Below are 23176 nucleotides of genomic sequence, written 5' to 3'. Positions count from 1 at the left end.
CGCCTTATACGGCGGCCAGGCGGCGGCAAGTCTGCGTCTGGCGGGCGCCCAGTGCTGCCAATGTCGGGATTGACGCCTACTTACGGGGTCATCGAAGCTGGTCTTCCGGATAAGGGATCCGGGAGGAAACGCCATGAAAAACATCCTGATCGCAGCGGCATGTCTTGCCGCATCGATTGGCGCCGCAGCCGCCAGCGACAAGAAATACGGCCCTGGCGCCAGCGACACGGAAGTCCGCATCGGCAATGTGGTGCCCTATAGCGGCCCCGCCTCGGCTTACGGTGTGCGCGGCTCGGCCATCGTGGAATACTTCAAGAAGGTCAATGAGAAGGGCGGCGTCAACGGACGCAAGATCAACATCCTGTCGCTGGACGACGCCTACAGCCCGCCCAAGGCGGTGGAGCAGACCCGCAAGCTGGTGGAGAGCGACAATGTGCTGGCCGTCTATGGTTCGGTCGGCACACCCTCCAATTCGGCGGTGCACAAATATCTGAACAGCAAGCAGGTTCCGCAGCTGTTTGTCGCCACCGGCGCCAGCAAATGGAATGATCCGAAGAACTATCCATGGACGACAGCGATGCTGCCGCTATACGACATGGAAGCCAAGATTTACGCCAATTACGTCCTGAAGAACAAGCCGGACGGCAAGGTGGCGATCATCTACCAGAACGACGACTTCGGCAAAGATTATGTGCGCGGCTTCCGCGAGGGGCTGGGCGCCAAGGCGAAGTCGATGATCACCATCGAGGCGCCTTATGAGATCACCAGCGCCACCGTCGACGCCGAAGTGGTGCGCATGCGGGCCAGCGGCGCCGACATTCTGTTTATCGTCGCGACGCCAAAATTCGCCGCCCAGGTGATCAAGCGCACCCATGAGCTGGGCTGGAAGCCGCTGCAGATGGTTGTCAGCGTCTCCGCTTCCATTGGCAGCGTGCTCAAGCCGGCGGGCGTTCAGGCCTCTCAAGGCGTGATCACCGCCGTGGCGCTGAAGGAGCCAGATGATCCGCAATGGGCCAATGATCAGGACATGAAGGACTACAAGGCTTTTATGAAGAGCATCGGCCAGGAAGGCATGGTCGACGATTCCAACGCGGTGCAGGGCTATATGGCCGCGGTGCTGCTGGAGCGCATCCTGAAGCGGGCCGGCGACAATCTCACCCGTGAGAACATCCGCGACGTCGCCGCTTCCATGGATGAGAAAGACGTGCCGATGGTGCTGCCGAAGCTGTCGCTGCACACCCAGAAGGACAATTACAGCCTGTATAACGCGCTGTATCTGCAGCGCTTCGAGGGCGACCGCTACAATCTGTTCGAAGGCCCGATTTCGGAGAAATGAGCCGGACACCGGACGCGCGCCAGTGGATGGCGCGCGTCTGCCTGCGGCGCGCGCCCGCCGTTCCCAGGGGAGGCGGGGCGTGATGCGCCGCACTGTGCGTCAAAGGCAAAACGCGCCTAAAGCAGACGAGCCGTGAGCAGAGTGCGCCGTGAGCAGAGCGCGCCGTGACGCAAGCTGCGTCACGGCGCCAGGTTCGGGCGCGTCGGCTTGTGCCGACGCCAGTTGACCGTCGCGCAGACGGCAGGCGTCTCCTGTCGCCGCGCCATATCCGACGCCTGGCCGAGCGGGCCCGATCCGGGTCAGCCAGGTCGCGCCAGCACAGGCAACGCCAGGCCGGACAGGGCAGCGCCATTCCAGGAATCGCATGACGTTGGCGCGCAGCTATATCTGCGCGAGCAGCGTAATTCGCGACCCAGACGCGCACAGCGATGACATTTGTTCTTTTGGATTCTTCGATAACACGTCAATCGATGCGCGCGATGACATGGTATGACGCGCAACAATACGTAACAATAAATAGTCGTTAACCATATTTTTAAAGATTTAATACATATCATTACTTCATGTTTTTTGATCAATATCCATTTTATTCATGCAACGGTGCATAATGACGCCGATCCCCCTGCACGAAGACGTGGCGCGCCGCGCCACTGGACCCCACCCCGCCCGTCGCCGCCATCGTGGCCTGATGGCTTCTACCGCCATGGCGCTGGCGCTTGGCTCAGGCGCGGCGCTGGCGGACCCGCCCATTGTCGCCAATGGCGTTGATCTGGGCATGCATGCCAACCCGGTGATCGCGGTGACGGCGGGACAACGCGCCGTCGAGGTTCACAATCGTGGCGGCGGCGTCACCCTGCTGGGAGGCGCCATCAGCGTGACCAGCACGGCGGCGGCGCCTGCCATCGGCCTCCTCGCCCATAGCGGCGGCGTGATCAATTCCGCCGCCACGGTCACCACCACCGGCAGCCATGGCTTTGCGGTGCAGGCGGGCGCCAGCGCCGCCACTGCAACGGCCTATGACGGCGCAACGGCAGGCACGGTCAATCTGACCGGTGGAACCATCACCACCAGCGGTGCGCACGCCGTGGCCCTGCACGCTCTGGATGCTGGCGTCATCAACGCCGCCCAGATCAGCGTCAGCACCACGGGCGCCAATGGCGTCGGCGCGCATGCCGAAAGTCGCAGCGCCATCCATCTCAACGGCGTCACCGTCGCCACGGCTGGCGCCGCCGCCATCGGCCTGCTCGCCGACAACGACCGGCGCAAGCAGGGCGTCGACCTTACGACCGCCGGCGGCACGATCGTCGCCGCCAATGTCACCCTGCGCACTGAAGGGGCGCAAGCGGCGGCCGCCCTCGCCTCGCATGGCGCCCACATCGGCATTGACGGCGGTCAGTTCACGACAATGGGCGCCGACGCTGTCGGGCTTGCGGCGATGATGGGTGGGACCATCGCCTCCAGCGGCGATATCCAGACCCATGGCGTCCGCGCCCATGCGGTTGTGGCTGGCGCAGCCGACGCATCAGACCCAGAGAACGCCTATGATGGGCGCAGCGCTGGCGACGTCACCCTGTCAGGCGGCGACATCGGCGCCACGGGTCAGGGCGCCATTGGCCTGTTGGCCAGCGATGGCGGCGCCATTCACGTCAGCAACACCCAGGTCGCCGCCAGCGGGGCTGATGGTCACGTCGTTGTGGTCGACAGCAACAGCGCTATCAATCTTAGCGGCGGCGCCTTTGCCGCCAGCGGCGCCGGCGGCCACGGCCTCGTCGCCCGGCACGGAAGACGTCTGCTTGACGCCGCAGCGATCAGCGGGGTGATCCAGAGCAATGGCGCGGCGATCACCGCCACAGGCGCCGGCGGCCATGGCGCCTGGCCAGCGACGGCGGGCGGATTGTGCTGATCGGCGGCGCGGTCAGCGCCTCAGGCGCTGGCGGCGCCGGGGTTCAGGCCGTGGCGCATGGCCAGCTCAGCAGCACGGCGGCGATCGCCGCCAGCGGCGCACATGGCGTCGGCGCGGCGGCGCTGGATGGCGGCCGCATCAACCTCGCCGGCGGCAGCGTCACCACAAGCGGCGACGACGGCCACGGGCTGCTCGCCGCCCGGAGCGGCGAGATCACCAGCGTCGCGACCATCAATACGCACGGGGCCCGCGCCCACGGCGCCCAGGCCGGGCTCACCGCCAGCAGCGCCGCCACCTATGATGGCGCGAGCGCTGGCGTCGTGCGGCTCAATGGCGGCGGCGTCGCCACCCAGGGCGCCGGGGCCATCGGCCTGTTCGCCACTGACAGCGGCGTCATTCACGCCAGCGGCGCGGCGGTTACGGCGGCGGGCGCCAATGCCCATGGGGCTTTCGCCGACAGCAACAGCGCCATCCACATCAGCGGCGGAAGCATATCGGCGAGCGGCGCGGCGGGCCACGGCGTGGTCGCCGACCACGGCCGCCGCGCCGTCACGTCCAGCGCGCCCGCCGGGCGCGTCACCCTGGACGCCGCCAGCATCGCCGCCACCGGCGCCGGCGGCCACGCCGTCGTCGCCAGTCGTGGCGGCGTCGTCAGCATGAGCGGCGGCGACGCCACCGTGTCCGGGGCTGGCGGCGCCGCCCTGTTCGCCAGCGACGGCGGGGCCATCACCAGCACCGCGCGTCTGCTGGCCTCGGGCGCAGCCACATCTGCGGCCATCGCCAGCGGCGGCAACATCAGCCTTGCCGGCGGCGACGTTCGCAAGACGGGCGACGATGGTTTCGGCCTGCAGGCGCGCGACGGCGGCGCCATCGACAGCGCTGTGGCGGTCGCCACGACAGGCGCGCGGGCCCACGCCGTCCGCGCAGGCGGCGCCGGCGCGCTGGACGCCATCTATGGCGGCGCCAGCGCAGGCGTCGTGCGCCTCAGCGCCGGACAGATCAGCGCCACCGGCGCTGGCGCCGCCGCGCTGCAGGCGGTGGACCAGGGCCGCATCGAAGCTGGCGCCGTGGCGATAGCCACCAGCGGCGACAGCGGCCATGGCGGCCATGCCGAGAGCGCCAGCCAGATCATCTTTTCAGGCGCCGCCATCACCACCAGCGGGGCCGGCGCCCACGGCCTATATGCCAGCAACGCCCGGCGAGCCGCCGGGATCGACCCCACATTGGCGGGCGGTCGCATCAGCGGTCGCGTCGGCGTCACCACCACCGGCGCTGGCGCACATGCCGCAGCGGCGGCGGATGGCGGACGCATCGACTTTTCCGACAGCGCCCTCACCTCCCAGGGGGCGGGCGGCGCAGGCCTCAGCCTCAGTGATGGCGGCGTCGCCAACATCACCCGCTCCAGCGTGACAGCGGCCCATGGGCCTGCGCTCCAGGTTCACAACAGCGCCGAGCTCACCATGACAGACGCCACGGCGCGCGGCGCCAGCGCCGGCGTCGCCGCCAGCTTCAGCAAGGCGGACCAGCGCGTCGACATCCTGCTGTCGTCAGGGGCGAACATCTCTGCCGACAGCGGCGTGCTGGCGGCGGTAGACCGCAGCGGCGCGGCGGCGGGCAGCGGCATGCTCCATCTGACCCTGGGCCAGGGCGCCGAGGCGCTGGGCGATATCCTGGATACCGGCCCGCGCACCACTGGCTTCACCGACGTCGCGCTGGTGGGCGACGCCATGTGGCGCGGGGTGATGAAGGGGGTCCGTCATGTGAGCGCCCGCGAGGCCGGAGCGCGCCTACACTTCGCGGACGGCACTGAGATCACCGGCGATCTCAACGCCAGCGGCGCACAACTCAGCTTCGCCGCCGGCGAGGTCAATATTTTCGGCCAGGTGCATCTGACCAATGGCGCGACGACCAGCGGCGGCCATATCGCCGCGCCAATCGAGGTGGGCGGCCAGATGACGGTCGACGCTTCGTCACATATGGGCGGAAACTGGCGCATCGGCGGCGATCTGACCAGCCGTGGCGCAATCTCCCCTGGCCAGTCGGTTGGCGTGATCCATGTGGGCGGCGATCTGAATCTGTTCTCGACCTCGGTCTATCACGTCGAGGTGACGCCGATGGGCCTCAACGACCAGATCCTCGTCGCCGGGCGGGCCAGTCTAGGCGGCGGCGTCCAGGTATCGACCATACCGGTCAGCAATGGTTTTCGGCTGGGGCAGCCCTATACCATCGTCAGCGCCGCCGGCGGCATTAATGGCTCGCGTTTCGTGGGCGCCGCCTGGGCCGATCCGGACAGTTACCGCTTTTTGCAGCCGGTCATCACTTATGACGCCAACAACGCCTATTTGACGGTGCTGCGCTCTGAAACCGGGGTGGGCACGGTGGGCGAGAACCCCAACCAGGCCGGCGCCGGCGGCGCCGTCGACCGCCTGCCCATCGATGATGGGCTGTTCGCCCGCGTCGCCACCCTGCCCTCGGACGACGCGGCGCGGCGCGCCCTCGCGGCGCTAGCCGGCGACGCTTACCCGTCCATCGCCGCCGCGCTCGCCGAGAGCAGCGGCTTTGTGCGTGACAGCATCCTGGAGCGCCTGGCCCAGGCCGGATCCTTCGGCGATGACGACAATGACCGGCGAACGCGGGAAGCCTGGGCTATTGGTCCGCGCTCCCATATGCCGCGCGGCCTGTCGCTGACCCTGTGGGGCCATGTTCTGGGCGGCTGGGGACAGGCCGGCGATCGCAACCAGGGCATCGCCACGGCGCGGCGTAGCACGGCGGGTTTCCTCACCGGCGTTGACGCCGCAGTGGGCGATCATTGGCGAATTGGCCTCGCCTCCGGCTATGCCCGCACCCGCATTAACGTGCGGGAACGCCTGACCGATGGTTGGGCCGACAGCTATCACGCGGCGGCCTATGGCGCGGCCACCTGGGGTGACGTCAGCCTGCGCCTGGGGGCGGCCTATAGCTGGGTCGACCTCTCCACCCGGCGCACTGTGGTGTTTGCCGGCTTTGGCGAAACCCTCGGCGCGTCAGGCCGCTCCGGCATCGCGCAACTGTTCGGCGAGGCCAGCTATCGCGCCCGGCTCGGCGACGCCAGTCTCGAGCCCTATCTGGCGCTGGCCTTCATCGGCGCTGGCGGCCAGCGCCTGCAGGAGAGCGGCGGGCTGGCCGCCCTGTCGGTCAACCAGTTGCGCATCAATGTCAGCTTTTCGACGCTGGGCGCCAGGCTGTCGCAGGTGCTGACCCTCGCCAATGGCGACGCCGTCACGGCGCGCGCCGCGCTCGGCTGGCGCCACGCCTTTGGCGACGTGCAGCCGCGCAGCCTGATGGCGCTGGCCGGCGATCCGGTGGGCTTTTTCGTCAATGGCGCGCCCATCGCCCGCGACGCCTTGGTGGCCCAGGCCGGCGCCGACTGGGCGCTGGCCGCCAATATCAGCCTCGGCGTCTCGTGGACCGGGCAGATGGCCGCCAAAACTCAGGACCAGACGCTGCGCGGCGCCTTCGCCGTGCGCTTTTGATGGCGTGATGCGCCGTCGCCCAGGAGCGCCGCACTTGCTCAGCCGGTTGCAAATCAGCAATACGGCTGCGCGCGCCGCCTGCTGGCGCGCAGCCCCGGCGGCCACTACCCTCCAGGTTGCGCCCGACCTATATCAAGATCAAATGTTGTGGCCGCCCGGCGCCAGGTCTGATCTTCATCACGCGAGCCATTCGCGCCGTGTTATTTGTGTCGGTACGAACTGATCTGGCCGGTGCAGGCGCCCGACGGGCTGGCGCGCGCCGTTTGACAAATGAGGTTGGTATGGGTGGCTTTCACTCGCTCTACACGCACGGCTTCTTCCGCACCGGAGCCTGTGTGCCACGGATGGGCGTGGGTGATCCGCAGTTCAACCTTGCCCGCACCCTGGAGCTGGCGCGCGCGGCGCATGAGCGCCATGTCGGCCTTGTGGTGTTTCCAGAGCTGGGGCTGACCGGCTACGCCATTGACGATCTGTTGTTGCAGCAGCCCATGCTGGATGCGGTTGATGAGGCGCTGCGGCAATTGGCCGAAGCGTCGGAGCAACTGTTTCCCGTGCTCATCGTCGGCGCGCCGCTGCGCTGGCAGGGGCGACTGTATAATTGCGCCGTCGTGCTGCATCGCGGCGAAATCCTTGGCGTGACGCCGAAGTCGTTTCTGCCCAATTACCGCGAGTTCTACGAGGGACGGCACTTCTCCTCCGGCGCCGACATCGCGGACGCGGTGATTGAGGTCGCGGGGCAGCAGGCGCCGTTTGGCGTCGATCTGCTGTTCCGCAGCGCCGGCAGCGCGCCGGTGACCTTCCACGTCGAGATCTGTGAGGATGTGTGGACCGCCGTGCCGCCGTCGAGCTATGCGGCGCTGGCCGGGGCGGAGATCCTGGTCAATCTGTCGGCCAGCAATATCACCATCGGCAAGGCCGAAACCCGCAGGCTGCTGTGCGGCAGCCAGTCGGCCCGCACCATCTCGGCCTATGTCTATTCCGCCGCCGGCCCTGGCGAATCCACCACCGACCTCGCGTGGGACGGCCACGCCGCCATCTTCGAATATGGCGACCTGCTGGCCGAGAGCCAGCGTTTCCCTGACGATAGCGTCATCATCACCGCCGACGTCGATCTTGACCGGCTGCGCCAGGAGCGGCTGCGCGTCACCACCTTCGGCGACAGCGCCCGCCATGAGGCGGCGCGGGTCAGCGCCTTCCAGGCGGTGGAATTCCACCTCGACGCCCCCGATGAGGATGTGGCGCTGGAGCGCTGGTTCGAGCGCTTCCCTTACGTGCCATCAGATCCGGCGCGGCTCAGGGAGGATTGCTACGAGGCCTTCAATATCCAGGTCCAGGGCCTCGCCCAGCGCATGCGCGTCACCCGGGCCCAGAAGCTGGTGATCGGCGTCTCGGGCGGGCTGGACTCGACCCATGCGCTGCTGGTCTGCGCCCGGGTGATGGACGCCCTCGGCAAGCCCCGCAGCGATATTCTGGCCTACACCATGCCTGGCTTCGCCACCTCTGACGGCACCAGGTCCAACGCCTGGAAGCTGATGCGCGCCATCGGCGCCACGGCGCAGGAGCTGGATATCCGCCCGGCGGCCAAGCAGATGCTCAGCGACCTCGGCCACCCGGCGGGCAAGGGCGAGCCAGTCTATGACGTGACCTTTGAGAACATTCAGGCTGGCCTGCGCACCGATTATCTGTTCCGCCTCGCCAACCATCACAATGGCATGGTGGTGGGCACGGGCGATCTGTCGGAGCTGGGGCTGGGCTGGTGCACCTATGGGGTTGGCGATCACATGTCGCACTACAACCCCAACGCCTCGGTGTCGAAGACGCTGATCCAGCATCTGATCCGCTTCGTCGCCCATTCCGGTGATGTCAACGCCGACACGGCGGCGCTGCTGGAGGACATCCTCGCCCAGGAGATCTCCCCGGAGCTGGTGCCGGCTGACGCCGACGGGGCCATGCAATCCACCGAAAGCAAGGTGGGGCCTTACGCCCTGCAGGATTTCAACCTGTTCTATGTCACCCGTTATGGTTACGCGCCGTCGAAGATTGCCTTCATGGCGCTGCAGGCGTGGGGCGATGCGGCGCGTGGCCGCTGGCCGGCCAATATCGCTGAAGCAGACCAGCGCGCTTACAGCCTGTCGGAAATCCGTCACTGGCTTGAGCTATTCCTGTTCCGCTTCTTCACCATCAGCCAGTTCAAGCGCTCCGCCGTGCCGAACGGGCCGAAGCTGTCGTCTGGCGGTTCGCTGTCGCCGCGCGGCGACTGGCGGGCGCCGTCTGACGGCAACGCCACCGTCTGGCTTGATGAGCTGAAGCGCAACGTACCGGACGCCTGAGCCCTCAGGCCGCGACGCAGGAACAGGATCGGCATGGCCATGGCGCACAACCAGCAGGGCGAGGCGCTGACGCCAGCGGACAACCAGGCTGCCGCCGACGCCGCCAAAGTGACGGCGGCCAGCGGCCAGGGCTCAGCGCTGGAGGTGCTGCTGGTCTTTCTGAAGCTCGGCGTGACGGCGTTCGGCGGGCCTGCGGCGCATATCGGCTATTTCCGCGACGAATTCGTGCTGCGCCGGCGTTGGCTCAGCGAAAGCGATTTCGGCGCGCTGGTCGCCCTGTCGCAGTTCTTGCCCGGCCCCTCCTCCAGCCAGACCGGCTTCGCCATTGGCCTGCAACGCACCGGCGGGCTGCTGGGCGGCGTCGCCGCCTTCATCGGCTTCACCGCCCCCAGCGCCCTGATCATGACGTTGCTGGCCCTCGGGGCTGGGCTCCTGCATGGCCCAGGCGCCGCCGGCATGTTGCATGGGCTGAAGCTGGTGGCGGTGGCGGTGGTGGCGCATGCGGTGCTGGGCATGGCCCGCGCGCTCGCCCCGGATCGCCCGCGCGCCGCCATCGCTTTGCTCGCCCTGTTGCTGGTCACGCCAGGCGGCGTCGCCACGCAATTGCTGGCCATCGCCGCCGGTCTTGCGCTTGGGCTCGCCTTGTGTCGCGGCGCCGCCTCGCTCACCGCCCGGCCAGACGAGGCCGCCGCTCACGCCGTCGGTCGCCGCCACGGGCTGATCGCCCTCGTCGGTTTCGCAGCCCTGTTCGTCGGCCTGCCGCTGCTGGCGGCGCAATCCGCCGGACAGGATGGCGGCGGCGTCGCCATGGCCAGCGCCTTTTACCGCGCCGGTTCTTTGGTGTTCGGCGGCGGTCATGTGGTGCTGCCGCTGTTGCAGGCGGAGGTCGCGGCGCCAGCCGGCATCCCTGCCGACAGCTTCCTGACCGGCTATGCCCTCGCCCAGGCCATGCCGGGGCCAATGTTCGCCTTCGCCGCCTGGCTGGGCGCGCTCAATCCCGCCGGGCCGTCCGGCGGCTATGGCGCGCTGATCGCCGTCGTGGCGATCTTTCTGCCGGGGCTGCTGCTGGTCTATGGCGCGCTGCCGTTCTGGGCCGCCTTGCGCGCCAATCGCTGGGCCGGGCCGGCGATCGCCGGGGCCAACGCCGCCGTGGTCGGCATTCTGGCGGCGGCGCTGTACCAGCCGCTGTGGACCAGCGCCGTGCTCACCGCGCTCGATTTCGCCCTCGCCGCCTGCGGCTTTCTGCTGCTGGTGATGTGGAAAGCCCCGCCCTGGGCGGTGGCCCTGCTCGGCGCCGCCACCGGCGCGGGGCTGGCGCTGCTCGCCCTCTGACGCTGCCAGATTGATTCCGCAATCGCGCCAAACCTGCTGGACATGCAGGGCTTTTTCGCGAGGACAGACGCTGGCGATCCGCTGAAGCTGGAGCTACGGCGGGCGATGACGATGATTCAGCCCGTCATCGCATCGCTCTGATATCACGCGACTTTCGCCCATTGCCTGTCATTGCCGCAGCGTAAAGTTGATCCGGCGTCACAGCATGCTTGCGCTGGCGGCGACGCCCTGTAAGGGTCTGTGACAATCATGCGCCCGAGGCTCGCCTCCGGTCGCCGCGTCAGGTCGCGCCCGATGGGCTGCGCCGTCCCGACGGGCGGGCGCGGCTGGCCGCCGGTGGGCCTCGCGCCATCGTTTCATCCATCTGGAGACATCGCCATGAAAACCCGCGCCGCCGTGGCCATCGCCGCCAACAAGCCCCTTGAGATCATGGAGGTCGAGCTGGAGGGGCCGAAGTTCGGCGAAGTGCTGGTTGAGGTGAAGGCCACCGGCATCTGCCACACCGACGCCTACACCCTGTCTGGCCTCGACCCGGAAGGCATGTTCCCGGCCATTCTCGGCCATGAAGGCGCGGGCGTCGTGGTCGACGTCGGCCCCGGCGTCACCAATCTGAAGAAGGGCGACCACGTCATTCCGCTGTACACGCCGGAATGCCGCCAGTGCAAAACCTGCCTGTCGCAGCGCTCCAACCTGTGCACCGCCATCCGCGCCACCCAGGGCAAGGGCGTGATGCCCGACGGCACCAGCCGCTTCTCCTGCGACGCTGGCCCGGTGCTGCACTATATGGGCTGCTCGACCTTCTCGAATTACACCGTGCTGCCGGAGATCGCCCTCGCCAAGGTGCGTGAGGACGCGCCCTTCGACAAGATCTGCTACATCGGCTGCGGCGTCACCACCGGCATCGGCGCAGTGATCTACACCGGCAAGGTCTGGCCCGGCGCCAATGTGGTGGTGTTCGGCCTCGGCGGCATCGGCCTCAACGTCATACAGGGCGCCCGCATGGTCGGCGCCGACAAGATCATCGGCGTCGACATCAATCCCGACAAGCGCGCCATGGCCGAGAAATTCGGCATGACCCACTTCATCAATCCCAGGGAAGTGGGCAACGACCATGTGGTGCAGGCGATCATCGACGCCACCGATGGCGGCGCTGACTTCTCCTTCGACGCCACCGGCAACACCAATGTGATGCGCCAGGCGCTCGAATGCTGCCACCGCGGCTGGGGCCAGTCGATCATCATCGGCGTGGCGGAAGCCGGCAAGGAGATCTCGACCCGGCCGTTCCAGCTGGTCACTGGCCGCACCTGGAAGGGCACGGCCTTTGGCGGCGCCCGTGGCCGCACCGACGTGCCGAAGATCGTCGACTGGTACATGGAGGGCAAGATCAATATCGACGATCTGATCACCCACAAGCTGCCGCTCGAGCGCATCAATGAAGGCTTCGACCTGATGCATGAGGGCAAGTCGATCCGCACCGTCGTCGAGTTCTGAGGCGATCAGGCGGCGGGCCAGCCTCGCCGCAAGCCGGACACCGATCGCGCCGGTCAGGGCCATCCCTGACCGGTTTTTTTTGTGGGACGCGACGGGAGGGAAGTCGCGTCGGCCGGTGGCGACCGGGAGGTGGGGCTCGCTGTCGCGCGGGCGCTGGGCGTTGAGCAGGGATCGCCCTCGCCGCCAGGCTGGAGGGCGGCCCGAGCATTCCTTCGCCATTGGCGAAGGCAGGCATGGCGAGCATCCGGCGCGTCGATCACGCAGGGAAAAGGAGCTTCACCAAATCGACTTAATACGATGAATTTACTGAAATAAGTCGCCACGACGCGCCCCCAGCGCGGCGACTCGCGTCGCGCGAGACCTGCCCGGCCGTTACGCGAGCATCCCGCTTGATTTTATGGTTAATAAAATCCGTGCAAGTCACTGCGTAAAAACACAAACATCGTCGCGATTAAAGTGATTTCTCAGGAGAAAGAGCGGATTACGTGCTTAACGGCGGCGGGTGATCTCAACCATGACGCCATCAATGATGGCGGGCACCGGGGCGCCAGGCTTCTCCACCTGCACGGTCACCGCGTCGACGCGCGGGAAGGTGCTCAGCACGTCCGAGGCGATGGCCTCCGCCAGGCCTTCGATGGTGCGGAAGCGACGGTCCAGCGACACACGCGTCGCCCGCTCGGTCAGCTCGGCGTAGCACACCGAGGCGTGCCAGTCGTCATTGCGCGCCGCCTCGGTGAGATCGAGCTGGCAATCGAGCGACACGAAGAAGCGCTGGCCGAGGCGCGCCTCTTCCGGATGCAGGCCATGGTGGGCGTAGACCGCGATGCGGGTGACCCTGATCCTGTCTGACACTGGCGCGCTCCTCGCTGGGCCAAAACGCCGTGACAGGCGCAGCCATCTGCGGTTTGATTGCCTTATACCCGCCCAGGGGCGCCAGCAAGGCCCAGCTGACGGGGCGGCGCCTGTGTCGCAGGCGCCCGCCATGGCGCCAGGCGGACCGGCGCCTCGCTGGGCGGCGGCTGTGGCGCGGGAGCCTTGATCTGGGGGCTTGCGTTTGTGGGCCTGCGTTTGTGAACCTGGGCTCAGGGGCTCGTCTGACCAGCGTTGCGGAGCGGGTAGCCCCTACCCCACCGCATCTGTGCATGACAGAGGCAGGGCCTGCGCTCCGCCTCCACTGGCGCCTTGCCGGCCGTCCGCGCCTGCGAGGTCCAGCCATCGCCCGAACTGGTCAACGCATCTACAGGAGCGCATGATGCCAAACCCTCGCCCATCCGATGTCCCGCTGGATTCAGACGCCATCACTGCGGCCCTCGCCGACCTCGAGGGCTGGACGCTGGAGGACGGCGCCATTGTCCGCACCTACGCCACCACCGGCTGGAAGGCGTCGCTGATGCTGGTCAACGCCATCGGCTTCCTCAGCGAGGCGGCGTGGCATCACCCGGACATCACCCTGTCGTGGGGCCGGGTGAAGGTCAGCCTGTGGACCCATACCGCCAATGGCGTCACCGGTCACGACATCGCCCTCGCCCTGCAGATCGAGGCGCTCATCAGTTGGCGCCCCGACGACGGCGTGCTCGAAGGGCCGCCGCCCAGCCACGCCATGCTCGATAGCGACGGCTGAGCCTGCGCCGGGCCCCCTGAACAGCCGCCTGGCCAGCCGGCCCGCCCGCGCAGGGGCTGTCTCCGGCGGCAGGGTTGGCGACGCACCGCGTACTTATCGGCTCACGGCCAGACGACGGCGGAGCTGCGGCCCGTTGCGCCCGGCCCGCGCGCGATTCTGCCTTGCCGACCGCCGCCGGCGCCGCGTCAGGTCAAGCGATTGTGACGGAAGCCTGCCTATCAACGGCTTTTTTTCCCAGTCCGCTGGCGATGAAACGTCAATGACTTAGCGGAATTTTGCTGCAGATGCGCATAATTGACTGTGCGTCCGGTCATCTGCGCGGCGGCAAACGCTCTTCAAAATGCCGCTCTTTAATGACAATTATCATTTACCGATTGTTAATCATGTCGACTGCTGTGGTCGACACAGGAGGGGCGCTGCGTGCGGCTGGTAGTGAGCGTGGACACCGTTGGCGGCGGCTGGAGCCCCGTCATGCATCTGGCCAGGGGTCTGGCCGGAGCGGGGTTCGACGTGTCGCTCGCCCTGCTCGGCCCGGCTCCTGCCCCGGCTCGTCAGGCTGAGCTGGATGCTGCGGGGCTGCGCTGGTTCTCCGCCCATGATGTCGGCGCCCGGCAGGCCACTGGCTTTGCTGATCTGCAGGCCGCGGGCCAGGCCCTGGCCCGGCTCAGCAATGTCACCGGCGTCGACGCCGTCGTGCTGCATCACCCTGCCCTCGCCGGTTTTGGCCCGTTCGACGCGCCGGTGATCGTAACGCCAGACAGCCGCGATATTGTCGTCACAGGTCGTCAGCAGGCCGTCGCCGGCCATGAGTGGCGCGCCCGGCTGTTGCGCGCCGGCTATCAGAAGGCCGCCGCCGTCGTCGCGCCGACCCATGCCGACGCCATGGACATTGTCGACGCCCACCGGCTGCGCCTGCCGCCGCGGGTGATCCGGCGCGGCTTTTCCGCCTTTGGCGCCGATGCGCCGCCGGTCGATCTGGCGCCTTATGCGCTGGCCGTGCGTTCAGCCGGTGATGGACGGGAGAATCCCGCCACGCTGAATGAAGCGGCGTTTTTGTGCGACACGCCGCTGATGCTGGCGGGCGTCAGCGCTGGCGCAGAGCCAGACGCCGGTCATCTGTGGGCGCTGGGCCCCCTGCCCCCTGGCCAGATGCAGCGCTGGATCGCGGGCGCGAGCCTGTTCGTCTCGGCGGCGACGGGCGACACCGATGGCGAAGCCGTGTGGCGGGCAGCCCAGGCTGGTCTGCCGCTGGTGCTGGCTGACGCGCCGGATTATCGGGAATTGTGGGACGGGGCGGCGGTGTTTGCCAGCGCCGGCGACGAGGTGGCCCTGGGCCGCGCCATCGCGGCGCTGATGGCCGACGCAGACCGACGCGCGAGCCTCGGCGCGGCGGCCCGCGACAGGGCGAGCGACTACAGCCTCGACCAATACGTCCAGGCCTGGGCAGATTTCATTCGCGACGTGGCCGCAGCAGCAGCGCATCCGCACGCCGCCTGACGTCTGACGCCTGACGCTACGCCGTTCATACGTAGCCAGCGCTGCGCGCAGTCTGCCCGGTCGACGCCTTGCTCGCCATCGCCCAACACCCACAGCCTCTGCATCAGCTCGCTTGGCCGACCTCGGCCGCCGTGGCACAGTCTCCCCGGCGCGGGGCTGCGCCGGCTGGAGAAGTGACGCCGCCCGTTTCCTGCCTGTGCAGGGCCCGAACAGCGGCGCGCGCCGCCGCGCCAGCACGCGGCGGGGTGCGATCCTCTTCGTCCCCATGCAGCCCTGTGCGGCCAAGTCTGGCCGCGTGACGCGCTGACCCAGCACTGGCGCCGCCGCTGGCGGCGACCGCAGCACCCAGGAGAGATGATGCCGACGTCATTCCTCAATGACCTGTTCACCACTTTGTCCGAACGCGGCCGCGCCCTGCTCGGCCGCAGCAAGAGCCCGGTGAAAGGCGATGATCTTGTGGAACTGGGCGACAATCTGCTGTCGCGGCAGGGCGAGGCGTCCGGCGTCGCGCTGGGCGCGGCGATCATCAGCCACTACGCCGCAGCGCCTGCCGCCGCGCGCCTGCCCTTCCTCACCGCCCTCGCCGATCGTTTCGGCGCCGATGTGGACGGCATGGCCGCCGCCCTGCACGCGGTGGAGAAGGCGCCGACCCCAGCCAATATCCAGCGGCTGCACCGCGCCACCGAGGCGCGGCGTCAGGAGCTGATGCGGCGCATCAATCTGGCCCCGGGCGGCACCGCCGCGCTGGTGCGCATGCGCGAAGACCTGCTTGATCATCTGCCCAGCCGCCCCGATCTGAAAGGCGTGGACCAGGACTTCGCCCATATGTTCTCGACCTGGTTCAACAGGGGCTTTCTTGTGCTGCGCCATATCGACTGGACCACGCCGGCCAATATTCTCGAGAAGATCATCCGCTATGAGGCGGTGCACGCCATCCAGGACTGGAATGACCTGCGCAACCGCCTCGAGCCTTCCGACCGGCGCTGCTATGGCTTTTTCCATCCGCAGCTGGTCGATGAGCCGCTGATCTTTGTCGAGGTGGCGCTGACCGCCGGCATTCCCGACGCCATCGCGCCGCTGCTCAACACCGATCGCAAGCCGATCGCCGCCGAAGACGCCACCACGGCGGTGTTCTACTCGATCTCCAACACCCAGCGCGGCCTCGGCGGCGTCAGCTTCGGCAATTTCCTGATCAAGCAGGTGGTCGAGGAGCTGAAGCGCGAGCTGCCCAACCTGAAAACCTTCGTCACCCTGTCGCCGTCGCCGACCTTCGCCAGCTGGCTAGGCAAGCAGCGGGCGGACGCCGACTCGGCCTGGCTGGATGCGTCGACCCGTGAGGCGCTCAAGACGCTGGATGAGCCTGGCTGGCATCAGGACCCGGCGCGGCGAGAGGCGCTGCGCAAGCCGCTGACCCAGATGGCGGCGTGCTATTACCTTGCGGCGCGCAACGCCGCCGGTCGCCCGGTTGACCCGGTGGCGCGCTTCCATCTGGGCAATGGCGCGCGGCTCGAGGCGATCAATTATCTCGGCGACGTCTCGCCAAAGGGGCTCAGCCAGGCCCACGGCCTGATGGTCAATTATCTTTACGCGCTGGACGACATCGAGAAGAACCACGAGGCCTTCGCCGAACACAGCGAGGTCGCCGCCTCCACAGCCGTAAAGAAGCTGCTGAAGCCGGGCGTCAGCCTGCCGCGGCTCGGGAGCGGCAAGGAGGCTGGCAAGGACGCAGGCAAGGCGGCAGGCAAGGCTGCAGGCAAGGCTGCAGGCAAGAGCCCTGACAAGGACGCGGCGGCTGGCAAGAGTGGCGGCAAGGATGGCGGCGAGCACGCGCGCGCCGACACCGATGCGTCTGGGCAGGCGGCCAACGCCAAAGCCAAAGGCGTGGTGGCATGAACCGCAATCTCTACACACGCATGTTCAGCTGTGGTCCAGACAATCCGGGCCATGACCCTGGGCGGGCGGCCATCATCCGGGCCGACGGCTCGCGCGCCAGCTATGGCGATCTCGACGCGCGCTCTGGCCAGCTGGCCCACGCCCTGGTAGCGTCAGGCGTCAGGCCTGGCGACCGGGTGGCCGTGCAGGTGGAGAAAACCGAGACGGCGCTGGCGCTGTATCTGGCGGCGCTGCGGGTCGGCGCCATCTATCTGCCGCTGAACACCGGCTACACCGCAGCCGAGCTGGCCTATTTCATCGGCGACGCCGAGCCGGCCTTGCTGGTGTGTGATCCATCCGATGAGATGGCCATGACCGCCCTTGCGGCGAATGTGGGGGCCGCCGTCGCCACCCTCGATCGCGACGGCGTCGGCTCACTGAGCCAGCTGGCCGACCGGCAGCCGGGCGCTTTCGCCACCGTGGCGCGCGCCGATGCTGATCTGGCGGCGATCCTGTACACGTCGGGCACTACCGGGCGCTCCAAGGGCGCCATGCTCAGCCATGACAATCTGGCGTCGAACTCGCTGACCTTGCGCGACTACTGGCGGTTCACCGCCGACGACGTGCTGATCCACGCGCTGCCGATCTACCACACGCACGGGCTGTTCGTGGCGAGCAATGTCAGCTTCTTCGCCGGCGGCGCGCTGATCCTGCAGCCGAAGTTCGACGCTGATGCGGTGATCGCCTCCATGCCGCAGGCGACGGCGCTGATGGGCGTGCCGACCTTCTACACCCGCCTGCTGCAGCACAACGGCCTGACGCGGGATCGCGTCGCCCATATGCGCCTGTTCGTCTCCGGCTCGGCCCCGCTGCTCGCCGAGACGCACCAGCAATGGAGCGACCGCACCGGTCACGCCATTCTGGAACGCTATGGCATGACCGAAACCAATATGAACACGTCCAACCCTTATGACGGCCCGCGCATCGCCGGCACGGTCGGGCGGCCCCTGCCTGGCGTGCAGTTGCGCATCGTCGATCCGGAGAGCGGCGCGCCGCTCCCCGATGGCGATATCGGCATGATCGAGGTGAAGGGCCCGAACGTGTTTCAGGGCTATTGGCGCATGCCGGAGAAAACCGCCGCCGAATTCCGCGCCGATGGCTTCTTCATCACCGGCGATCTCGGACGCATTGATGACAATGGCTATGTGCAGATCGTCGGACGCGGCAAGGATCTGATCATCTCCGGCGGCTTCAACGTCTATCCCAAAGAGGTGGAGAGCGAGATCGACGCCCTTGATGGCGTGGTTGAAAGCGCGGTGATCGGCGCGCCGCATCCGGATTTCGGCGAGGGCGTCACCGCTATCGTCGTGGCCAGTGATCGCACCCTGGATGAGGCGCGGCTGCTGGCGGCGCTGGATGGCCGGTTGGCGAAGTTCAAATTGCCCAAGCGCGTGCTGTTTGTCGACGAGCTGCCGCGCAACACCATGGGCAAGGTGCAGAAGAACCTGCTGCGCGCGGCGCATCAGACGCTCTATGCCTGACGCAATGCGACGGCGCCCCTTTGCGGAGCGCCGTCGGTTGTGGTAGGCGATGGTCGCGTTGGGTTAGTGCTGGCGCGCGATGATCTGCGCCTTGACGTCGTCATAGACGTTTTGCGGCAGGATCTTCTTCTGCGCCAGCTCATCCTTGCCCTTGTAGGGTCGGCCCTGGATGATGGCCTCGGCGCGCGCCGGGCCGACGCCCTTCAGCGCCTGGAGCTGCTCCTTGGTCGCGGTGTTGATGTCGAGCAGCTGGGCCATCGCCTTGCCGTCGGCAGGCTTCATCGCCGGGGCGGCGGGTTTGGCGGCGGGCGCTGCGGGAGCGGCCGCTGCTGGCGGCTTCGCCGGGGCGGCGGGCGTCTGCGAGGTCTGCGCGAAGGCCGGCGCCGACAGGAGCGCAAGGGCCGCAATACCTGACATCACAAGTTTACGCATGGTCATTTTCTCCCGGGGACGGATGCAATCATCGCCCCTGCCTTTGGGTGATCTTGCGTCGCGGCCATATTATGGTCTGGCGCGGGCGGAATCCTGTCGCCCACGCGAAGATGACAGGATGCAGGCCACGCGCGCAATCGACATTTATGGCGCCACGCCCCTGGCCCCGGATCGACAACCGGCCTACAGATGGGTGCAGAAACAATGCGTTAGCGCGCAGCGCCCTGTCGAATGGCCGCCTCTGGCGGCGACAGACGCCGGCCGGCGCGCATCACGCATCAACTGAATGTGACGGACAGTGACAGGCCCATCTCCCCAAAATGGCGCGCCGACGCCCACCCCGACCCCCCGCATGGGTCCGCTCGCCAGCCTGCCGCTGTTCTTCAAGCCAGCGGGGCGGCGCATCGTGCTGGCTGGCGACAGCGACGGCGCCGCGTGGAAGCTGGAGCTGATCGCCGCCACTGGCGCCCATGTCGACGTCTTCGCCGTGACGCCGCCGGCGCTGATGCGCGATCTGGAGCGGGCGCACGCGCCCCGGCTAAAACTGAGGGGCCGGGCCTGGCGCGCGGAGGATCTGGCTGGCGCGATGCTGGCGATTGGCGATTTCGCCACCGACGACGAGGCCGGCCGCTTCGCCGCGGCGGCGCGGGCGGCGGGGGTGCCGGTGAATTGCGTCGACCGCCCGGCGCTGTGCGACTTCCAGTTCGGGGCCATCGTCAACCGTTCGCCGCTGGTGGTGGGCATTTCCACGGATGGGGCGGCGCCCGTGTTCGGCCAGGCGGTGCGGGCGCGGATCGAGACGCTGCTGCCGCAATCGTTCCAGTTGTGGGCTGAGGCGGCGCGGCGCTGGCGCAGCCTCGTCAGCGATCGCGGCTGGCCATTCCGGCTGCGCCGGCGCTTCTGGGAACGTTTCACCGCGCTGGCCTTCGCCGCCCCTGACCGTCGCCCGGACGACGCCCTGCGCGATCAGTTGCTCGCCGATGCCGACAGGGCTGAGGCGGCGCCGTCTGGCGCGGCGCTGGCGACGGCTGGCGAGGTGCATCTGGTGGGCGCAGGTCCCGGCGATCCGGAATTGTTGACCTTACGCGCCGTGCGTCTGCTGCAATCAGCCGACGTCATCCTGCATGATGATCTCATCGCCCCGGGTGCGCTGGACTTCGCCCGGCGCGAGGCTGAGCTGATCCATGTCGGCAAACGCGGCCACAAGCCCTCCTGCACCCAGCAGGACATCAATACGCTGCTGCTGGAGCTGGCGGGCAAGGGCCTGAAGGTGGTGCGGCTGAAGGGCGGCGATCCGATGATTTTCGGCCGCGCTGGCGAGGAGCTCAGCGCGCTCAAGGCGGCGGGCGTCAGCTGTGACGTCACCCCTGGCGTCACAGCCGCCTCGGGCGCCGCTGCGCGCATGGCGACCTCGCTGACCCATCGCGACGCGGCGCGACGGCTGCAATTCATCACCGCCCACGCCCGAAATGGCGCCCTGCCTGAGGACCTCGACTGGCGCGCCCTCGCCGACCCGGCCGCCACCACCGTGGTCTATATGGGGCTGGCGACGCTCGAGGCGCTAGCCACGCGGCTGGTGGCGGCGGGGCTTGATCCGCAGACACCCGCGGCGCTGGTGGAGCGGGCGACCTATGATGACGAAAGGATCATCACCGCGCCCATCGCCGCGCTGCCGCAGAGGCTAAGTGAGCTTCAGGCGCGCGGCGATATTTTGCGCGGGCCGGCGCTGGTGATCATTGGCCACGCAGTGGCGCTGGGCGGCGGCTGAGCCTGTCAGGATGCGGATGCGTCAGCACCTTCGCATGCTGGTATGAGCCCCCGCCGAGGGCGACGCGTGCGGCTGCATGCGAGCGTGCGCAATAATCACAGCGCGCCGCGTTCGGCCAGGAAGGCCATCACCTCATGGCGGCGCGGCGCGCCATTGCGCCCGCCGAAGGTCAGGCACTTGAGCGCTGAGGTAGCGGAGGCGAAATCGATGGCCCGGCGCAGCGGCTGACCCTCGGCCAGCGCCAGCGCCAGCGCGCCGTGCCAGACGTCGCCCGCCCCCAGCGTATCCACCGCCTCGACCGGGAACGCCGGGGCGTGAGCCACGGCCCCCTGGTCCATGTAATAGACGCCCTCGGCGCCGACGGTCACCGCATACCAGACGTCCTGCCCCTTGCTGGCCAACGCCAGCAGGCCCTGGCGCGGATCGCGCTCGCCGGTCAGCTCGCGCAGCCCCTGGGCGCTGAAGGCGGCATGGGTGCTGTCGGTGACCACGGTCGGGTGCTCGGGAGCGCGGTCGCCATCCAGCACAGCCGGTTTGCCGGCGCGGCGGGCGGCGCGGAACATGCGGGCGGCGCCCTCCTGCCAGCGGGTGTCGCCAAGCACCGCATCGACGCCTGGCGGCAGTTCCTGCGGCAGCCAATAGGCCTCCTCCGTCAGGCTGCCGTCGCGATAGCTGACCAGCAGGCGCTCTCCCTCATTGTCGACGAGAATGGTGGAGACCGGCGACTTCACCCCTGGAAAGCCGCGCACGTAAGAGCAGCGCACGTCCTCCTGATGCAAGGCGTTGAGAATCTCCACGGCGACGCCATCGTCGCCGAGCCTGCCGCCGAAGATCGCCTGACCGCCGAGCCGCGCAATCGCCACGGCGGCGTTGGCGGCGATGCCGCCGCTGGTGATCACCAGATCCCGGGCGCGGTGCTTTTCCGCAACCTTCGGCATCTCATCGACACGGTAGATGTAATCGAGGGTCGCAATCCCCACACACAGCACGCTCGCCATCAGCCTGACTTCACGCTCCCTCACCGCCTGACGCTGCAGGCGCAGTCACACCAGCCGCCGGCGCCAACCAACATCACGCCCAGCCCTTAACAAGAGCTGCCTCCAGGCGCCCTCCCAAGGCGCGCAAGAAGGCGCACTTGCCAGCCATGAGCCGGACCTTACGTCCGCTCACCACGTGCCGGTGTTCGGCATCGACGCCCATGGCTCCTGCGGCGGTTTCGGGTCGCCGTCCTGCAGCAGTTCAATGGAGATGCCGTCGGGCGATTTGATGAAGGCCATATAGCCGTCGCGCGGCGGGCGATTGATGGTGACGCCAGCGCGCATCAGCCGCGCACAGGTCTCATAGATATCGGGCACCGCATAGCACAGATGACCGAAGTTGCGACCGCCGCTGTAGGTCTCCGGGTCCCAATTGTAGGTCAGCTCAAGTTCCGGCGCCTGGCGGGCGCGCGATGACGCCTCGTCCTGGGGCGCGGCGAGGAAGATCAGGGTGAAGCGACCGGCCGGGACGTCCTTGCGGCGGGTTTCGATGAGGCCAAGCTTGTTGCAGTAAAAATCGAGGGCGTCCTCGACATTGGTGACGCGAACCATGGTGTGCAAAAAGCGCATCCGGATCTCCTGTAATGTCCGCCGCAACGACAGGGCCTGAGCCCTGCCCGCGTGATGAGCGCCGCCGCCGGGCAAAGCCCGGACGTGACGGCGCAGCTTCGCCCTTCCCGCCGAACGTTGCTCCCCATGATGTCGCCGCCGGATCGCGCAGGAAGCGGCGACCGGAACGGTGCGACAATCCCTTGGCCCACCGCCATGTGCCCTGCCATCTCCGACTGGGGCAAACAGGCCTGTCGCTCGCTGACCTGTCGCCATGCGGCGCGAGGCTGGCGATGTGGCGCAGATGTTTTGCTGACCATGGCCGCGCCCGTGGCAAAACGCAAACCGCCCGCGCCAGACAAGGGGTGCAATACAAGGGGCACAGCCACCGGCCGGGCGGTGGGAAGCGAGGATAAGGAGGCTGACGAGCATAGCGGCGCAGATTTAGCTCGCAGGCCGCAGGCGCCTGACGGGAGACGCAACACAAGGATGTCGACACGCATGTCGCGGCGCATGTCGTCGCCGCTGGGGCCAGCGTGGCGGCGCCAGATAGGCGCTGCCCGGCGGCAATTGCCGCCAACGACAATCAATTGTTGCAAAAATCCAACACAAAAAACCTCTCAAGAAGAGAGGCGCGTTTTACCTTGCTAAAATAGGAAATTACGTCTAATGTCGGAACTGCAGCAGAGATGCTGCGTGCCCTCCTTGGGCGTTTCCTCCCTAGACTTGGCTGCGCTTCGGCGCAGCCGTTTTTTCATGGGCTGACCCTACCCTCTCAATCGTCGCGCACGCAACAAAAAATCTCCGCGTCGCCCGAATTTTAATAACGAATTTCAATTTTTCTGATTTATCTAATTGCATCAATTGCTTGACGGGTTTTTCGCCGCTCTTCGCCCTGTGCATAACTCGCGTCATGCCGGCACGAGCGCTCCCCGCGCCTGCCCCTAAGGCGCCT

At 67.7% G+C, this 23176-nt stretch carries 15 protein-coding genes; 11 read left to right on the top strand and 4 right to left on the bottom strand.

What is annotated here, in order from left to right; genetic code table 11:
- The first annotated feature begins 133 nt into the window (after positions 1-133).
- The 6 genes from AC6A67_RS02925 (at position 134) to AC6A67_RS02900 (ending at position 11904) form a co-directional block, all read left to right on the top strand.
- On the top strand, positions 134-1336 hold the full coding sequence (locus AC6A67_RS02925) for an ABC transporter substrate-binding protein (RefSeq protein ID WP_498035059.1): 1203 nt from the start codon (positions 134-136) through the stop codon (positions 1334-1336).
- Positions 1337-1943: 607 nt separating this feature from the next.
- Positions 1944-3239: a hypothetical protein gene (locus tag AC6A67_RS02920; RefSeq protein WP_498035058.1), complete on the top strand. Its 1296-nt coding sequence runs from the start codon at positions 1944-1946 to the stop codon at positions 3237-3239.
- Positions 3233-6751 (top strand): autotransporter outer membrane beta-barrel domain-containing protein, encoded by a 3519-nt coding sequence (locus AC6A67_RS02915; protein ID WP_498035057.1) that lies wholly within the window; start codon positions 3233-3235, stop codon positions 6749-6751. The genes AC6A67_RS02920 and AC6A67_RS02915 overlap by 7 nt, the downstream gene beginning before the upstream one ends.
- Positions 6752-7032: 281 nt before the next feature.
- Entirely contained in the window at positions 7033-9081 is a 2049-nt protein-coding gene (locus tag AC6A67_RS02910) for an NAD(+) synthase (protein WP_498035056.1), read from the top strand.
- Positions 9082-9120: 39 nt separating this feature from the next.
- On the top strand, positions 9121-10413 hold the full coding sequence (gene chrA / locus AC6A67_RS02905; RefSeq protein ID WP_498035055.1) for a chromate efflux transporter: 1293 nt from the start codon (positions 9121-9123) through the stop codon (positions 10411-10413).
- A gap of 378 nt (positions 10414-10791) precedes the next feature.
- Positions 10792-11904: an S-(hydroxymethyl)glutathione dehydrogenase/class III alcohol dehydrogenase gene (locus tag AC6A67_RS02900; RefSeq protein WP_498035054.1), complete on the top strand. Its 1113-nt coding sequence runs from the start codon at positions 10792-10794 to the stop codon at positions 11902-11904.
- 489 nt (positions 11905-12393) lie between these two features.
- Here AC6A67_RS02900 and folB read toward each other — a convergent pair whose 3' ends face one another.
- Entirely contained in the window at positions 12394-12756 is a 363-nt protein-coding gene (gene folB / locus AC6A67_RS02895; protein ID WP_498035053.1) for a dihydroneopterin aldolase, read from the bottom strand.
- A gap of 400 nt (positions 12757-13156) precedes the next feature.
- Between folB and AC6A67_RS02890 the strand changes: the two genes are divergently transcribed.
- The 4 genes from AC6A67_RS02890 (at position 13157) to AC6A67_RS02875 (ending at position 18435) form a co-directional block, all read left to right on the top strand.
- Complete coding sequence (locus tag AC6A67_RS02890) at positions 13157-13525, top strand: 4a-hydroxytetrahydrobiopterin dehydratase (protein ID WP_498035052.1); 369 nt, start codon at positions 13157-13159, stop codon at positions 13523-13525.
- Positions 13526-13945: 420 nt separating this feature from the next.
- The gene (locus AC6A67_RS02885) at positions 13946-15022 is read left to right on the top strand and encodes a glycosyltransferase (protein ID WP_498035051.1); all 1077 of its coding nucleotides are present in this window, start codon (positions 13946-13948) and stop codon (positions 15020-15022) included.
- Between the two features lie 354 nt (positions 15023-15376).
- A complete protein-coding gene (locus tag AC6A67_RS02880) occupies positions 15377-16915 on the top strand; it encodes a malonyl-CoA decarboxylase (RefSeq protein ID WP_498035050.1) in 1539 nt (512 codons plus the stop codon).
- Entirely contained in the window at positions 16912-18435 is a 1524-nt protein-coding gene (locus AC6A67_RS02875; protein WP_498035049.1) for a malonate--CoA ligase, read from the top strand. Before AC6A67_RS02880 ends, AC6A67_RS02875 begins: the two co-directional genes overlap by 4 nt.
- A 63-nt stretch (positions 18436-18498) precedes the next feature.
- Here the strand turns inward: AC6A67_RS02875 and AC6A67_RS02870 are convergent, their stop codons facing one another.
- Positions 18499-18867, bottom strand: a complete 369-nt coding sequence (locus tag AC6A67_RS02870; protein ID WP_498035048.1) for a ComEA family DNA-binding protein — start codon at positions 18865-18867, stop codon at positions 18499-18501.
- A gap of 352 nt (positions 18868-19219) precedes the next feature.
- Here AC6A67_RS02870 and cysG point away from each other — a divergent pair, with 352 nt between their 5' ends.
- Positions 19220-20635, top strand: a complete 1416-nt coding sequence (cysG, locus tag AC6A67_RS02865) for a siroheme synthase CysG (protein WP_498035047.1) — start codon at positions 19220-19222, stop codon at positions 20633-20635.
- Positions 20636-20730: 95 nt separating this feature from the next.
- Here the strand turns inward: cysG and AC6A67_RS02860 are convergent, their stop codons facing one another.
- Both AC6A67_RS02860 and AC6A67_RS02855 read right to left on the bottom strand, forming a co-directional pair.
- Complete coding sequence (locus AC6A67_RS02860; protein ID WP_498035046.1) at positions 20731-21633, bottom strand: PfkB family carbohydrate kinase; 903 nt, start codon at positions 21631-21633, stop codon at positions 20731-20733.
- A gap of 168 nt (positions 21634-21801) precedes the next feature.
- Complete coding sequence (locus AC6A67_RS02855; protein WP_498035045.1) at positions 21802-22242, bottom strand: VOC family protein; 441 nt, start codon at positions 22240-22242, stop codon at positions 21802-21804.
- Positions 22243-23176: the final 934 nt, after the last annotated feature.

This window comes from Camelimonas sp. FR25, from assembly GCF_059740505.1.
The sequence above is the reverse complement of the archived record's forward strand: the minus strand, read 5'-3'. Positions and strand labels throughout refer to the sequence as shown.